17 protein-coding genes and 1 pseudogene are annotated in these 16,306 nt (G+C 36.8%); 13 read left to right on the plus strand and 5 right to left on the minus strand.

The window, feature by feature from the left end; translation table 11 throughout:
- Positions 1 to 56: 56 nt before the first annotated feature.
- The 7 genes and pseudogenes from NLW78_RS04935 (at position 57) to NLW78_RS04965 (ending at position 6,737) form a co-directional block, all read left to right on the plus strand.
- A complete protein-coding gene (locus NLW78_RS04935) occupies positions 57 to 515 on the plus strand; it encodes a tripartite tricarboxylate transporter TctB family protein (RefSeq protein WP_254495872.1) in 459 nt (152 codons plus the stop codon).
- A gap of 15 nt (positions 516 to 530) precedes the next feature.
- Complete coding sequence (locus NLW78_RS04940; protein WP_254495873.1) at positions 531 to 2,048, plus strand: tripartite tricarboxylate transporter permease; 1,518 nt, start codon at positions 531 to 533, stop codon at positions 2,046 to 2,048.
- Between the two features lie 23 nt (positions 2,049 to 2,071).
- A complete protein-coding gene (locus NLW78_RS04945) occupies positions 2,072 to 3,490 on the plus strand; it encodes a bifunctional 2-methylcitrate dehydratase/aconitate hydratase (protein ID WP_254495874.1) in 1,419 nt (472 codons plus the stop codon).
- Between the two features lie 15 nt (positions 3,491 to 3,505).
- A pseudogene (gene prpB, locus NLW78_RS04950) lies at positions 3,506 to 4,413 on the plus strand (methylisocitrate lyase).
- Between the two features lie 156 nt (positions 4,414 to 4,569).
- A complete protein-coding gene (locus tag NLW78_RS04955) occupies positions 4,570 to 5,514 on the plus strand; it encodes a ring-cleaving dioxygenase (RefSeq protein ID WP_254495875.1) in 945 nt (314 codons plus the stop codon).
- Between the two features lies 1 nt (position 5,515).
- Positions 5,516 to 6,121 (plus strand): alpha/beta hydrolase, encoded by a 606-nt coding sequence (locus NLW78_RS04960; RefSeq protein ID WP_254495876.1) that lies wholly within the window; start codon positions 5,516 to 5,518, stop codon positions 6,119 to 6,121.
- A gap of 10 nt (positions 6,122 to 6,131) precedes the next feature.
- The gene (locus tag NLW78_RS04965; protein WP_254495877.1) at positions 6,132 to 6,737 is read left to right on the plus strand and encodes a flavin reductase family protein; all 606 of its coding nucleotides are present in this window, start codon (positions 6,132 to 6,134) and stop codon (positions 6,735 to 6,737) included.
- Positions 6,738 to 6,773: 36 nt separating this feature from the next.
- Here NLW78_RS04965 and menC read toward each other — a convergent pair whose 3' ends face one another.
- The 3 genes from menC to NLW78_RS04980 are packed head-to-tail and all read right to left on the minus strand — an operon-like array spanning position 6,774 to position 9,857.
- Positions 6,774 to 7,880: an o-succinylbenzoate synthase gene (menC, locus tag NLW78_RS04970; protein ID WP_254495878.1), complete on the minus strand. Its 1,107-nt coding sequence runs from the start codon at positions 7,878 to 7,880 to the stop codon at positions 6,774 to 6,776.
- Between the two features lies 1 nt (position 7,881).
- Positions 7,882 to 8,718, minus strand: a complete 837-nt coding sequence (locus NLW78_RS04975; RefSeq protein WP_254495879.1) for a GNAT family N-acetyltransferase — start codon at positions 8,716 to 8,718, stop codon at positions 7,882 to 7,884.
- A 2-nt stretch (positions 8,719 to 8,720) separates the two neighbouring features.
- On the minus strand, positions 8,721 to 9,857 hold the full coding sequence (locus NLW78_RS04980; protein ID WP_254495880.1) for a M20 peptidase aminoacylase family protein: 1,137 nt from the start codon (positions 9,855 to 9,857) through the stop codon (positions 8,721 to 8,723).
- 259 nt (positions 9,858 to 10,116) lie between these two features.
- On the opposite strand from NLW78_RS04980, the gene NLW78_RS04985 reads away from it, so the two are divergent.
- From NLW78_RS04985 to NLW78_RS05005, 5 genes are all read left to right on the plus strand, one after another.
- Entirely contained in the window at positions 10,117 to 10,416 is a 300-nt protein-coding gene (locus tag NLW78_RS04985) for a DUF5658 family protein (protein WP_254495881.1), read from the plus strand.
- 360 nt (positions 10,417 to 10,776) lie between these two features.
- Positions 10,777 to 11,415 (plus strand): pyridoxamine 5'-phosphate oxidase family protein, encoded by a 639-nt coding sequence (locus NLW78_RS04990; RefSeq protein WP_254495882.1) that lies wholly within the window; start codon positions 10,777 to 10,779, stop codon positions 11,413 to 11,415.
- A 201-nt stretch (positions 11,416 to 11,616) separates the two neighbouring features.
- Positions 11,617 to 12,063 carry a GNAT family N-acetyltransferase gene (locus NLW78_RS04995; protein ID WP_302328416.1) on the plus strand — a complete coding sequence of 149 codons (447 nt, stop codon included), beginning with the start codon at positions 11,617 to 11,619 and terminating at the stop codon, positions 12,061 to 12,063.
- A 298-nt stretch (positions 12,064 to 12,361) separates the two neighbouring features.
- Positions 12,362 to 12,634 (plus strand): hypothetical protein, encoded by a 273-nt coding sequence (locus NLW78_RS05000; RefSeq protein ID WP_254495883.1) that lies wholly within the window; start codon positions 12,362 to 12,364, stop codon positions 12,632 to 12,634.
- A gap of 293 nt (positions 12,635 to 12,927) precedes the next feature.
- Positions 12,928 to 13,119, plus strand: coding sequence for a DUF6366 family protein (locus NLW78_RS05005; RefSeq protein ID WP_254495884.1), 192 nt, complete (start codon positions 12,928 to 12,930; stop codon positions 13,117 to 13,119).
- Between the two features lie 1,125 nt (positions 13,120 to 14,244).
- Here NLW78_RS05005 and NLW78_RS05010 read toward each other — a convergent pair.
- A complete protein-coding gene (locus NLW78_RS05010; RefSeq protein ID WP_254495885.1) occupies positions 14,245 to 14,895 on the minus strand; it encodes a trimeric intracellular cation channel family protein in 651 nt (216 codons plus the stop codon).
- 174 nt (positions 14,896 to 15,069) lie between these two features.
- Positions 15,070 to 15,375: a winged helix-turn-helix transcriptional regulator gene (locus NLW78_RS05015; RefSeq protein ID WP_254496096.1), complete on the minus strand. Its 306-nt coding sequence runs from the start codon at positions 15,373 to 15,375 to the stop codon at positions 15,070 to 15,072.
- Between the two features lie 286 nt (positions 15,376 to 15,661).
- Here NLW78_RS05015 and NLW78_RS05020 point away from each other — a divergent pair, with 286 nt between their 5' ends.
- Positions 15,662 to 16,195, plus strand: a complete 534-nt coding sequence (locus NLW78_RS05020) for a YceI family protein (RefSeq protein WP_254495886.1) — start codon at positions 15,662 to 15,664, stop codon at positions 16,193 to 16,195.
- Positions 16,196 to 16,306: the final 111 nt, after the last annotated feature.

Below are 16,306 nucleotides of genomic sequence, written 5' to 3' on the forward strand. Positions count from 1 at the left end.
TTCGCCGTTGATTCTCTATTTCCATATGTAAGCATCATAGATAGGATGGTGAGATGATGAAACTTACAACAAACCGAAAGCTAGGGTTATTTGTTATAAGTTTTGCTGCTGTTTATTTAATCCTTAGTTATCAATTACCTTCATATGCGTATACATTGATTGATGCAGACGTCGTGCCAAAATTTTTAGGGTGGCTTCTAGTATTTTTAGGTATCCTGCTATTTATTTCGAAGGATCATGAAACAGCTGAACAAAAAGCGCAACGGAACATACCTAAAAAAGAGGTAGCCGTTTTATTAGCTGTTGTAGCCTTTATTTTTCTTTATATCTTTTTGTTGGAGATTATTGGGTTCGTAATAACGACTGTCCTTTTCCTCTTTTTCTGTAGCAGATTTCTCGGTTACCAAAATATGAAGGCAAATATTTTAGTAAGTGTACTTTTTCCGATAACGATTTATACATTATTCACGTACCTTTTACAAATATCGTTGCCGCAAGGAATATTACCGCTCTAGGGGAGGAGGAGTACGATGGGTTCTATTGAAGGGATTTTATCTGGTTTTCAAGTTGCATTCAGTTTAGAGGGAATCTTATTCGTTTTAATTGGTGTTTTTGTAGGGACCTTTATAGGTATGATGCCAGGATTAGGTCCTATTAGTGCAATCGCCATCATGATTCCGATTACATACGGAATGAATCCAACAATGGCCTTAGTCATGATGGCTGGCGTATATTACGGTGCAGTATTTGGAGGATCGACGTCTTCAATTCTATTAAATGCGCCTGGCATTTCCGGAACCGTTGCGACATCATTCGATGGTTATCCGATGGCGCAAAAGGGCCAAGCTGGGAAAGCGCTCGCAATTGCAGCGATTTCTTCGTTTGTGGGTGGTACGATTAGTGTCATTTTATTAATGTTATTTGCGCCTGTTTTAGCAGCAGTGGCTATATCCTTTGGTCCGCCTGAATATTTTGCACTCATGTTATTAGGACTATCCGCAGTATCCAGCTTATCTGACGGTTCCCATGTGAAAGCTTTAATTGCTGCGACTGTTGGATTTATCATTGCAACAGTCGGTATTGATGCACAGTCAGGAACACCGCGTTTCACATTTGGAAATGCTAGTCTGTTAGAAGGTATTGATTTCTTAATCATAGCACTTGGGCTATTTGCCATTGCAGAAGTGGCATCCCTTATACTACGTAGACATGATCGCACTATACAAGATCAACAGAACATTGGCAGTTTAAAGCTATCGAAAGAAGACTATAAGGATATAAGAGGACCTGCAGGGAGACAATCTATTCTTGGATTTATTATTGGAGTCCTTCCTGGTGCTGGTGCAACGATAGCATCCTTTATTGGATATATCACGGAAAAACGGATAGCAAAGGATAAGGATGAATTCGGGAAAGGTTCTGTAAAGGGATTAGCTGCACCGGAAGCTGCCAATAATGCAGCGACTAGTGGTTCTTTTGTACCTCTATTAAGCCTTGGGATTCCAGGTTCGGGTACTACGGCTGTTATGTTAGGTGCATTTTTAGTAATGGGATTACAACCAGGTCCGCAAATGATGACTGACAGACCGGAAATCTTTTGGGGAATTATCGCTAGTATGTATATCGGAAATATTTTTTTGCTTATATTAAATTTACCGTTAATTCCTTATATTGCGAAAGTGTTAAAAACACCAAGACCAATGTTAATTTCACTAGTCATAGTGTTTAGTCTAATTGGTGTCTATTCGGTTAGTTTTAATACATTCCATTTGTACCTTCTATTAGCATTTGGAGTAATTGGTTATTTAATGAGATTGTTTAGTTTCCCGGCTCCGCCTTTCATATTAGCTTTTATTTTAGGTGGGATGATGGAGCAATCACTTAGACAATCACTCACGATTTCGAATGGTAGTTTAATGATTTTTTTAGAAAGGCCGATTACATTATCTCTCGTTGTTTTAACCGTATTTTCATTATATATCCCCGTTTTTCAAAATAAAAAGAAGAAACAGTTAGTTGGGGAACATGGTGAGGAAATCAATAGTTAAGATTTTTAGAAAGGGCTGAGGTAATGAATAAGTATGATTTTGTATTAGAAGAAATTACAGATTATGTGTTAAACAAGGAGATTACAAGTGAGGAAGCTCTGAACACAGCTAGGTATGTACTGATTGATAGTTTAGGTTGTGCATTTCTCGCATTAAGTTATCCTGAATGTGTAAAACATTTAGGTCCAATTGTTCCGGGCACATTTGTTGAAGATGGAAGTCGAGTACCAGGAACGTCATATGAGTTGGATCCGGTACAGGCTGCATTTAATATTGGTACGATGATTCGTTGGCTAGATTACAATGATACATGGTTAGCGGCCGAATGGGGGCACCCTTCTGATAACTTAGGTGGGATATTAGCTGTAGCGGATTATATAAGTCGGAAACATATTCGTAACGGGAAAGAGCCTTTAACAATGAAAGATGTGTTAATCGCATCTATTAAAGCACATGAAATTCAAGGGATTTTAGCTTTAGAAAACAGCTTAAATCGAGAAGGGTTAGACCATGTCCTATTTGTTAAAGTCGCAACAACTGCAGTTGTGACCCAAATGTTAGGTGGCACAAAAGAAGAAATCATGAATGCGGTCTCAAATGCATGGATTGATAATTCGAGCATACGAACATATCGTCATTTTCCGAATACGGGTTCGCGAAAGTCATGGGCTGCAGGAGATGCTACTAGCAGAGCAGTTAGGTTAGCCCTTATGGCCGTTAATGGTGAGATGGGGTATCCAACTGCATTGACTGCACCGAGGTGGGGTTTCCAAGATGTACTCATGGGCGGTAAAGAAATAACACTTGCTCGTTCCCTTGGGTCTTATGTTATGGAAAATGTTTTATTCAAAATTTCTTATCCCGCAGAATTTCATGCTCAAACTGCAGCTGAGTGTGCTGTGATATTACATGAGCAAGTAAAAGATCGCTTAGATGAAATCGATTCAATTACGATAACAACACAAGAATCCGCAATACGTATTATTGATAAAACAGGACCACTTCATAATCCAGCGGACCGTGATCATTGTATACAGTATATTACCGCAATAGGGTTAATGTTTGGAAACATAGAGGCAGATCATTACGAGAATGACGTTGCAGAAAATCCAATCATTGATCAATTACGGGAAAAAATGACCGTAGTCGAAGATAATAGATATAGCGAGGAATATTTAGACCCAAATAAACGCTCCATTGCTAACGCCGTACAAGTTCATTTTCAAGATGGTACAAGTACGGAAAAAGTTGAAATCGAATACCCCCTTGGACACCGGTTTAGAAGGGAAGAAGGAATACCAAAATTAGTTGAAAAGTTCCAATCCAATTTAGCAACTACTTTTGCTCAAAAACAAAATAAACAAATTCAGCAACTTTGTATGGACGCTGACAAGTTTGCTGATACCAATGTACAAGATTTTATGACTTTATTTAAGCTATAAAGAGTGGTGTTTTCTATGACATGGTTTATTGAAGAGGAAATCTCTCAAAGGACGTTAGCAGACCAGTTTAAGGCGGAGATGCACAAGCGTGACATTTTAAAAATACCAGGAACTTATGACGGCATGTCAGCCCTTATAGCGAAACAGTCAGGATTTAAGGCTCTTTATTTATCTGGTGCAGCATACACCGCAAGTAAAGGTCTTCCTGATTTAGGCATAATAACCTCTTCAGAATTAGCAGAACGGGCGCGTGATATCGTAAGAGCGATCTCCCTATTTTAGTGGACATTGATACGGGATTTGGGGGAGTGCTCAATGTTGCGCGAACGGCGAAAGAAATGGTAGAGGCAAAGGTAAGTGCAGTGCAAATCGAGGATCAGGATTTACCGAAAAAGTGTGGTCACTTAAACGGGAAACAGTTAGTCGATGCAAAAGAAATGGCGCAAAAAATTAAAATGTTAAAAGACGTGGCACCAACTTTAGTTGTCGTTGCCCGTACTGATGCGGTTGCCGTGGAAGGAATTCCAAAAGCGGTGGAAAGAATAAAGTTATATGAGGAAGCGGGAGCGGATGCGATATTTCCGGAAGCCTTAACGACTAAAGACGATTTCTTAACATTCCATAAAACTACTAATCTCCCGTTATTAGCTAATATGACTGAATTTGGTAAGACACCTTATTTTACAGCACATGAATTTGAACGATTCGGTTTTTCGATGGTTAGTTATCCAGTTACCGCTTTACGGGTAGCAGCCAAAGCATACGAAAATGTTTTTCATGAAATTCAATACGAAGGAACACAAAAGGACTCATTGACTAATATGCAAACTCGAAAAGAACTGTACGATACAATTAAATTATCCGATTATGAAGAATTAGAGGAAAAATCGCAAAAACAAAAATTTAATGGAATAAAGCCTTGAGAAATCAAGGCTTTTCAAATTTGTGAAAAAATTGACATTTACTCAATTTCTTTATACAATTACTTCAAATTCAAGATATTTAAGGTTGAATAGAAGTATAAATACAACATGAATAAGATAAAGCAGTACATAAGCGGAGGAAGGGGGTAATACACGATGCAAAAGACGTTAGGTATTCACCATATTACTGCTATAGTTGGTAACCCTCAAGAGAATATAAATTTTTATGGTGAAATATTAGGGCTTCGCTTTGTGAAGAAAACGGTAAACTTTGACGATCCAAGTACGTACCATTTCTATTTCGGGGATGAAATCGGTAGTCCAGGAAGTATTATGACGTTTTTCCCTTGGTCGAACGAAAGACAAGGGAGAATAGGATCTGGTCAAGTTGGTATTACGACTTTCGTTGTCCCTGAAGGTGCACTATCATTTTGGGAAGATCGGTTAGAAAACAAAGAGGTTCCATATTCGTCTGTGACTCGCTTCCAAGAGTCATTTCTCCAGTTTCAAGATCCTCATGGTTTACAACTAGAAATCGTAGCAAGGGGAGACGGAAACCAGAGCCATTGGGAAATAAATGGTATCGATACAGATCATGCCATTAAAGGTATTGGCGGAGCTGTTCTTTATACAGGAAGTCCTTATCAAACGGAGGAATTGTTAACCAATGTTATGGGTTTAAAGCGTATTAGTCAACAAGGTGATTATTTGCGTTTGGAATCAGAAGGTGAGATTGGTAATATTATTGATATAAAGTTAACAGCTAGTCCTAGGGGGGAAATGGGGGTTGGGACTGTTCACCATATCGCTTGGCGTTGTAATAATCGTGAAAACCAAGTAAATTGGCGACAGCATATTAGTACTAATGGTTTCTTCCCAACTGACATGAAAGACCGTCAATATTTTGAATCTATATATTTTCAAGAAAAGGGCGGCATTTTATTCGAGATTGCGACAGATGAACCAGGTTTCACAACAGATGAATCAAAAGAAAACCTAGGAACTACCTTGAAATTGCCAAGCTGGTACGAAGTTCATCGGGATAAGATAGAACAAAACTTAGAACCTGTTCAAATCCCAACGGATAAAGGAGGAAAATAAAATGAAACATATTTTTGAAAAAGGTAATGCTGATAAACCAACATTTCTGTTACTTCATGGGACTGGAGGATCTGAGTTGGACCTCTTACCTGTGGCCGGTATGATTGATGATGAGGCAAATGTATTAAGTGTGCGTGGGAATGTCAATGAAAATGGGATGGCAAGATTTTTTCGCCGTATTGCGGAAGGTGTATTTGATGAAGAAGACTTAGTTTTTCGAACAAAAGAGTTATATGATTTTTTAAGTGATGCTGCAACTGAAAAGGGATTTGACCGAGATAATATGATTGCTGTCGGATACTCAAATGGAGCCAATATTGCGGGGAGTTTGCTTTTTCATCACGAAAAATCCTTAAAAGGAGCTGTACTATTCCATCCAATGGTACCGCGTAGAGGTTTGGAAATACCTGATTTAACAGATGTGCCTGTATTTATCGGTGCAGGTAAAAATGATCCCATTTGTAAACCTGAAGAAACAGAGGAACTCGCGAAGTTGTTAGAACAGGCTGGAGCGAACGTAGAAGTATACTGGGAGTCAATGGGGCATCAACTTACACGAACAGAGGTTGAGCAGGCTGCTAGATGGTATAAAGAAAACTTTTCATAAGGATGATAGCATGTTATCGATTGACCCAAAAAAGTTATCAGCAAAGGATAATTACAAGCTATTAAGTGGAAGTGTCATACCTCGCCCGATTGCATTCGTAACGACTTTATCAGAAGAGGGGACATTAAATGGTGCTCCTTTTAGTTTTTTTAATGTCGTAAATTCGGACCCACCAATGGTGTCTGTTTCGGTTCAGAGAAGAGATGGTGAACAGAAAGACACAGCACGAAACGCTATTGATCAAAACGAATTCGTCGTTCATATTGTCGATGAATCATACGTACATGCGATGAATGAAACAGCTGCTAGTTTACCTGCGCATGTTAGTGAAATTACAGAGGCTAACCTTACGCCGGTCGAGAGTCGCGAAGTGAAAGTACCAGGCATTCAAGAAGCAAGCATACGTTTCGAATGTAAGCTAGATCGGATCATACCTTTTGGTGATAATGGAGTAAAATGTGACTTTTTGTTAGGGAAAGTTGTCCATTATCATATTCGGGACGATTTATACTACGATGGGAAAATTGATCCAAAAGGGTTAAAACCTATTGGGAGGTTAGCAGGCCTAGATTATAGTAAGCTTGGTGAAATGTTTTCGATAGAGCGTCCCAAATAAGGCATCCCCATAACCGAAAAGGTTATGGGGATTTTTTTAAGAGTATGTTTGTTGATATATGGTATATTGTTCAATTGAATGTAAGTCAGGTTCGTACCCAATCCCGGGATTTACGGGTACATGAATTTCTCCGTTACGCACGATAACCTCAGGCTTAATGATATCCTTTTCCCAGTACCGCGCAGAACCAGCTGTGTCGCCTGGTAATATGAAGTTTCCCAGCGTACTGAGAGCGACATTGTGAGCACGGCCAATGCCTGCTTCTAACATACCGCCACACCAAACGGCAACATTACGTTCCGCACATAAATCGTGAATACGTTTAGCTTCGGTTAAACCGCCGACCCGCCCAATTTTAATATTAATTATTTTACAACTCCCTAATTCAATTGCTTTACGAGCATCGTCATAGGAATGAATACTTTCATCGAGACATATTGGCGTCGTGATTTGTCTTTGCAACTTTGCATGATCTACGATATCATCTGATGCTAATGGTTGTTCAATCATTAGTAACTGTAAAGGATCAAGTTCTTTAAGTCGTTCAACGTCTGCAAGCGTATAGGCAGAGTTAGCATCAGCCATCAATGGTAATGTTGGGAAATGGTGACGAATTTCTTTCAACACATCAACATCCCAACCTGGTTTAATTTTCACTTTTATTCGTTTATAACCTTCATTTACGTGAGCTCTTATAATTTCTAAAAGATCGGAAATAGACTTTTGAATTCCTATACTCACACCAACATCAATCGTTTTTCTTTTCCCCCCTAACAATGTAAAGAGGGGAGCGGCATGTTGTTTTGCATAAAGGTCCCACATTGCCCCTTCAATTGTGGACTTCGCCATATTGTTTTTACGTATATGTGAGAACAACTGACTAATCTCAGATGGGTGATGAATTTCTTTATGTAAAAGAGCAGGGATGAGAAAGTCCTCTAGCATATGCCAATTCGTTTTTAATGTTTCTTCATTGTACCAAGGGGCTGGGAATGCAACAGATTCCCCCCATCCTGTTAAGCCATCTTCGTCTATAGCTTCTAGCAATAAAAACTCTTTTTCTTGTAATGACCCAAAACTAGTCGTAAAGGAAAATTTCATCTCCATTTTGACGTGACGTAATGTTACTCGACTTACTTTCATTTCACCACACCTTATCTATTTTTAATCTCGTTCGCTTAACTAACTTGTAATAATTAATATGCCCATTGTCCGCTTTTTCCAAGGAAATTACTGCATAGCCATTATTGAAAAAGTATTGAAAAATTTCTCGAATCTTCATTCGCCAATCATAGGCAAGGGCTTGATTACGGGACTTTATTTTATGAAATTGCATCGGTATTGGAACGGTATAACATAAGCCATCTTTTAAGTTTAAATCCTCTAATTTTACATATTGTAATCTTGGTAAATTTTGATCATTAAGTTCCCATTCAATTACTGTTTCTTCCGGTAAACTGTGAACAAACCCTCTGCTTAATTCCCGGTCAATCCACCACTCTACTTTAAATCGATCAGTGGGGAGCCCTTTGTTTAGACTATCATTCATGGTTCCATAGCAATTTTCTATATATGTAGAGCAAATAGCACCTAGTTTCGATAGATTTAAGTAAGCATTTCTACTTTGTAACGGGTCAAAGGTCCATGATATTAGGGAATATCCCATTTGCTTTGCTTGCTTTCGTTGTTCTTCTTTTAACATGGTGCCAACCCCATGCTCTTGAAAGGCGGGATCTATGCCCAACATATGAGAGCATAAATAGATTTGGTTATGTTTATAACCTGGAAAACTGAAACTAAACCCTATGATTTGATCTTGGTTATAAGCACCTAAAATTAGACCGCCATTCTGGGAAGCGGTTAATGTATGGTGGACAGGAATAGGTGTCATATTCCATATGTTTTGCTGTAAATCATCAATATGGGTTAATTCGTCCTTTTTCGATAACACCCGTATTTCTATGTGTTTCTTTGAATACATCGTTATTGCTCTCCTTTGTGGGCGTTCGCCGTTTTAAGTATCGCTTTTGTTAATATTTCTACCCCCGTAAAAATACGGTCATGATTAAATGACATGTGGGGATGATGCAATCCAGGCTGTAAACCACACCCAAGTCCTAGCATCGTTGCCATAATATCGGGTTTTTTTAAGGTATAATAGTGAAAATCTTCGCCACCACTTGTCACAATTGGTTTACATTCGTATGGTTTGCCGACTGTATCAATGATTGCTTCACTCATATATTGCATAGCTTTTTCGCTTACAGTAGCAGCCGCAATTCTTGCTTCAACATTTAAGGAGATGGTTACATTATGTATGTTAGCGATATGTTTAATGGTATGTTTGACCTGATTAACTAACTGCTTCATATTTTCGTTGGATTGAGCACGTAAATCCAAACTAAAAGTTGCTTTACCAGGGATTAAATTTCCGGCATCTCCACCTGCGTGAAACTTCGTCATTTTGGCTGTGTAGGGTGTCATTGGATCTAGGTGGATGTTTTGGATCTCACGTACGATGGATGCACCAATTTCAATTGCGTTTTGTCCAAGGTGAGGTCTTGCTCCGTGGGCATCTTCACCATGAATTTTCCCAGATAAAAATTGGGCAGCCCCATGATAAATAGCCGGGGAGGCATACCCGTCTGCTAGTTCTTGAACTGGGCGCAAATGAACACCAAATAAGAAATCTACATCATTAAGAATATCTCGTTCAATTAAGGCCAATGCGCCTGTACCTTTTTCTTCTGCTGGTTGGAAGATGAATTTTAGTTTAATACCTTCAGGGATAGACAATTTTTGGAACAAAAGAGCGGCTCCAATTACCATTGTCATGTGGGCATCATGACCACATGAGTGGTTTGCCTTGAATTCTCCATCTACCTCTTGCCATAAAGCATCCATGTCAGCACGAAGTCCAATACAAAAATCCCCAGAGCCCATTTCAACGACGAGTCCAGGTATATCTGTAAATCTATGAACGGTTAAGCCCCTAGTTTCAAAGATTGCTTGGATATAGTTTGTCGTATCATACTCGTGCCAACTCGTTTCCGGATGTTGATGCAAATGATGAAAAATTTGTTTTAACTCTGCCTCTATTTCTTTTATGAATTGTTTCACATTCATTTCCTCCTGCTATTAACGATTCCATGATAGAAATATCATTATGGATTGCTTTTAAAGCTATCATAATATTGTTATCCATTCAATTGTTTTCTGAATGTTAGAACAGTTAGCTTGGGTAAACGTTTTTGAGAAGGTTGTGTTTCACCTGTCAATAAAGTCCTCTAAAGTATCATACAATGAATTAGTGGGTTTAAGGTTTACGGACTATTCGGAGAACCCATACTGGTATTGATAACGTCAAGGAGGTGACACAATGCATTACTTTTATGTAATCGCCTTTTTAAATCTTGTGGATTTAACGTTTACTTCGGTAGGTTTGTCCTTAAACGTAATTGAAGAGGGAAATCCAATCATGGATTTTTTATGGCAAGCCTCACCATACTATTTCATCCTTGTAAAAGGTTTTTTGTCGATTATATTGGTCGTAATGGCATTGTGTTTTCCGTTACATTTTGTAAGCAAAAGAGGGTGGAACATTCTCTTAAAAGGGACAACAGCAATATATGTTTTTGTCATCGGCTTACATTTCGTATGGGTGAAAGTGATTGTATAAGAACGAAACATAGGTTAACCGGATAAAACCGAGGTAATCCTCACTATGAAACAAAATATAATTTTACCCTTGCTAGGGAGTGCACTGTACCATATTTAACAGATCAAATCACATATGATTTGGTCTGTTGTTTTTCCGTATATATTTGCGGTTACTGGCTATTGATACGTGAATTAGCATACAAAATAGCAATACAGCACAATGACAATAGCTGTTGTCAACTTACTATTTATGGTGATGCTGTTTGCTTTGTAGATTTTTATAAACTAAGTAGGTATTGTAATTTTATGTTAAAATAATGATAGACATTGTAAAGAATTGTTATTTTAAGGGTAATATCAATCAGTTAGAGGTGTACATGTGAAAGAAAACTATCTGTTTAAAAATACGATTCAAACAGAAGAAGAATTACGCTCAATCATTGGTTTTCCTAGTGAATTAGTGAATAATAAAGTAATTACATATCTTGATAAACATTGTTTAGAATTTATATCGAAATCACCGTTTGTAGTTATTTCTACTTCTCATGAATTTGGATTTTGTGATGTTTCTCCAAGAGGAGATAAGACTGGATTTGTACAAGTTCTAAGTGAAAAGCAGTTAGTCATACCGGAAAGACCTGGAAATAAAAGAATAGATTCTATGCGAAATATTTTATCCAATCCAAGAATAGGCCTTCTCTTTTTTATTCCTGGTTTGGGTGAAACATTGAGAGTTAATGGTAAAGCCACTTTGGTTACAGATGATGAACTGCTTGATAACATGTCATTTAAAGAAAAAAGACCTCTCTTGGGTATTGGTGTTGAGGTAGATGAATGTTTTATTCATTGTGCAAAAGCCTTCAAACGTTCGAGGTTATGGGAACCTAATTCCTGGACAGATAAAGCTCTATTGCCGTCAGCTGCAAAAATAATATTTGAACACGCTAAACTTCCTAATACAAGTGTTGATTCCATTCAGAAAAGGCTAGAAGAGGGTTATTCAAAACGGCTATATTAATTGTTTCGCTAATCGGGGTTAGAGTTTAACAAGAGATCATCCAAAGATGGTCTTTTATTTTTTTTAAAAACGAATGTTGGAATATCATGTTAAGATTTAATCATAAGGACCTTGTGTTACGCGCCAGTTTAGTTGAATAAATTGTCTTAATAAGATAGAGCAATATATGTATTCTAAGTTGTTAGGAAAGGGGAATTACATTTGGGTATTGATTACACAATTTTTAATTCAATACCAAATCCTGTTGTATTAGAGGGCATTCTAGAACTTCATAAAGACATTTTTGGTACTTCTGATGATTTGATTAACAAGATGAAAAGTAAACCCAATTTGTTAGTCATTACTGCAAAGGATAACAAAAAAGTGATTGGATATAAAATTGGATATGAAATTGATCGTAATAAATTTTATAGTTGGTTAGGTGGAGTTGACACTAATTACAGAAAGTATGGTGTTGCTTCTATGTTAATGAAAAAACAACATCAATATTTAAAGGACAAGGGTTATAACGTTGTCCAAACAAAAACAATGAATAAATGGCGTAGTATGTTAGTTTTGAATATTAAAAATGGATTTGATGTCATTGATACTTATATAGATGAAAAAGGGCTACATAAAATCGTACTTGAAAAAAATTTACTTAAGTAAAGGGTGCTTATGTTAAACAAGAGGGTTTCTTCGGCGATCCATTTTTCTTATTGAGCTTAAGAGGCAGGTTAATTGAATAATATATATTGAAAAAAGGGGGATAAAGTATAAAAATTAAATATATGATCATCGCTGTATCTATTTAATTATGAATCGTTTTAGGCTTTCTATTTTATAATGAGACAACTAAAGAAAGTCCAGTTGGTGTAGGACTATCATTTAAGGAAGCAGTCCTAGTTGAAAATTATGAACTCGTTAGAGAATCAGGTGATAAACTTTATGAAGTGGAAGGGATTTTATGACAAAGGATAATTTTAATCGATTTGTAACTATTGGAGCTACATTATCTGTAATCGGATTTATACTTTTGTTCTTTAGCACTAACTTTGGAACATCAATGGCTGACAATTGGCTTATGAAACAAGGTGGAGCGGATCCTGCTATGTTTCATATTAGGATAGAAAGCTATATAAATAACTTTGTAGTTTCTGGGGGCATACTTTTTGGTATAGGACTTTTCACTCTTATCCTAACTTATTTTATAAAGATAATTTATACGAAAGAGTATTAAGCTCTGCTTATGAAAAATAAGAGGTCGGTGTCTAAACAGATATTCTTATTGAACTCCCTCATATAGATGCTTTATTTAATACTCGCTTATTCGCAAGATTTCAAAACCACTTTATGGACAGTTAAAGAATTATTGTTGTTGGTTTGTGCTGAAAGAGGGTGTACTTAAAGGTGAAATTTGGAATGTCTATGTTAATATTATATAAGCAAAGTCTTGTGCTAAGGGGACGATAGTTGAAGAATAAGTGAAACCTTTATTAGATATGTTTTCGTAGCAAAATAGGGGGTGTTGGAATGAGTTTAGATAGAGATACTCCAAAAGAAAGAAGAGAGAGGCTGCGACAAGAAGAATTAAGGAATCCCTCGAGTAGTATTCATGGGAGCAATCTTGCTGATTTAGTTGGTAGCTTGGGGTGGAAAGGCACTGGTATACTTATTCTCGTAATTATATTAGCGTTTATAATTTATGCCGTCTTCTTTCAGTAACTGAAGGCGATAAACCCAGAAAGGTTAATGCCTTTGTTCTTTGAAGTTATTGTACTAACCAAGCAAGATTGTTTCATGAGGAATATAATATTGGAGTGATTTTTTGCAGTCAAAATACATTCGCTATTGGATACTGATACTATTTAGCAGTTTTTCATTACTATTTGGTTTCGGAACATGGCTGGTAGAATTAATAGAAGGAAGTAAAATCAATACTACCGAACACATTGACCTTGGTGTTGCTTTGATTTTTTATGGTTTCATTGGTGGTTGTTTAGCTTTCGGAGTTATAATGTTACCTCTTACCCTAATCATAGAAAAGTTTTTTAATAAGCTAGTGATTAAAATTATTATTTACTCATCAGTTGGGTATTTCTATGGAAAATTTATTTTTGGATTGAGTTTTCTTAATGAAAACGTTCAAATTTACAATTTAACTGAAATAACATCTGTTCTTATTTTCAGTGTTATTAGTTTGATTTATACTTTCATAGACAGATCCTCTTATCACAAATTAGTCAAAATCAAGATCCGTTAAAGTACATAAAAATAACTAATAGAAGCTAGTAACTTATATCATTAACGGGGGCTTTACTTGGAAATCCAACTGTCGATGGAGCTTTTTTGTTTTTTCAACTAACGAAACAGAAGAGTTTAATAAAATGCGAATAGGAGTTGATTAAAATTAAAAAAACCTCAAAGTTTTAGGAATAATTGCAGCTATTTCCAGTATTGTTATATGGTTTGTGCTTAAACCTGCTGAATATGAACCATGATGAATACATTGTTTACATTAACGCTCCCAGTAGTTATAGCAATGATTGCTTCTCTTATAAATGATAGCTATTTAATGATTGCGTTTTTGTGGTCATTACCAATTAGCTTATATATGGATTGCTATAATAACAAACGTCTTTAACCAAAATTAAAAGGCAAGAGCCCGATACAATACCGAACTCTTGCGCAACAAGCTGCTTAATATAATAAATTGTTTAACTTTTTGGAGGCACTTCAGAATTAAAAAATCCAAACGTTTTTGTTTACTGTTTGTACTGTTTTACGGTGCTAAACATAGTGTGCTTCAGTATTCTTTTTTATCTGTTATTTTCATAGTATCGGAACTCCTTAAAGAAATCGTTGATCCCCTTTTGATTCCATCATTTGTTCCCGCTGTAAGTAAGAGGATCTTGGTAGCCGCCAATTGTATTTTAATGAAATTAGCCTTAATACAACAATAGAGGCAAATAATCCATACAGTCCAATATCAGTCTGGATAATATTTAACCCGATCAAGAGCCCAGCCACTAAGGCCCATAAGGCATAAATCTCATCCCTAAAAATAAGTGGTTGTCTACGAGCTAATAGATCCCGCAATACACCACCACCGGTACCCGTTAAAATAGCCGCAACAACAATCGCACTTACTGGATAACCCATTTCCTTTACGAGCAGCGCACCTTGTATAGCAAATGCGGATAGCCCAATGGCGTCAAAGAAATTGCCCCATTTACTCCAATGTTTAATTAAATGAGCTGGAAATATGATGAGAATTGTTATTGATATAAAGGCAATAAAAAACAAACTACCTTGCTCCCACAATTGGGAAATTGGATTTCCTACTAGTAGATTCCGAATCGCGCCTCCACCAAAAGCACAACAAAAGCCTAAAGTGTATATTCCTAATAAATCATAATCACATTCAGGGTCTCGGGCCACAAGTGCACCACTTAAACCAAATGCTATTGTTCCGATAACCGTTAAAATATCCCATATCATAACATCACCCAATCATTAATGGTTGGTGAGAAAATTTTAACGTATGAGAACGCATATGTCCATTAATAAATGGGGAAGGAAAAAGACTACTCGTATGAACTGCTCCAATTGTCAGACACTATACTAGCTATAGGATGTGCAATCAGTATCGTTGGCTTAACAATTTTCTCTCGATTATTCCCATTTCATCGCCCAATCTTGAATATGACGAATAACTGGTTCTAACTCTTGTCCTTTTTCTGTTAAAGTGTACTCAACACGAACAGGAACCTCTGCATACACATTACGGTTTACTATCTTTTCCTCTTCAAGTTCTTTTAATCTTTCGGATAAAATTCTCCCGCTAATTGGTAAGGAGGATTCGACTTCAGAAAACCTTTGTGGACCGTTCAAAAGCTTATACAAAATCAATCCGGTCCACCGTTTTCCAATTAATTGCATCGCTTTTTCAAACTTTGGACAAAGTTGAGTATTATTCAACACGATCACCTCATTTAACATCATTATACCGTTTACAGGGAGATTTGGAATATAAATATTCAAATAATTTAAAATTAGTTGACAAATTAAATTATGAATAGTATATTAATTACGAAAAGTAACTAAGGTAATATTTAGAAGTATAGGGAAAAAGTTCTAAACTGTGTCCGATAAAAGTAAGCAGTTTTTTTAAAAATATTTATCTCGAATTCGGACTGTTTGATTTAGAATGACTCAGTTTGCCACAATTTTTAATAAATTTTAATCATAAGGGGAGATATGAAGTATGGCAAAAACAAAATGGTCTATTGACAAGGCACACAGCTCAGTTGACTTTTCAGCTAAGCATATGATGATTTCAACAGTGAGAGGAACTTTTCAACAATTTGATGCAACCATTGAAGCTGATCCAAATGACTTAACAACAGCAAGTATTGAGTTTTCTGTCGATGCTGCTAGCATTGATACGAAAAATGCAGATCGTGATGGACACTTAAAATCAGCCGATTTTCTTGATGTTGAAAATCATCCAACGATTACGTTTAACGCAACAAAGGTTGAAAAGGTGGATGACGGTGAGTATAACGTTACAGGTGACTTAACAATTCGTGGGACAACAAGAAGTGAAACGTTTGTGGCTCGTTTTGAAGGCCAAGGTAAAGACCCATGGGGTAATGAAGTAGTAGGATTTACCGGTGAAGGAACTGTAAACCGTAAAGACTACGGTTTAACTTGGAACCAAGTACTTGAAACGGGCGGCGTTTTGGTTGGAGAGAAAATTAAGTTCTTTATTGAAGTAGAGGCTATGAAGCAAGATTAGGATTGAATGAGAAGGCATCTCTTTGGGAGGTGCCTTTTTTGTTAGCGGTATTTTCTGTGGACAAAATAATCTATATAATTGGAAGTATACACAAATGCTAAAGAAAAAAGG

Source organism: Salirhabdus salicampi (assembly GCF_024259515.1).
Taxonomy (GTDB): Bacteria; Bacillota; Bacilli; order Bacillales; family Alkalibacillaceae; genus Salirhabdus_A; species Salirhabdus_A salicampi.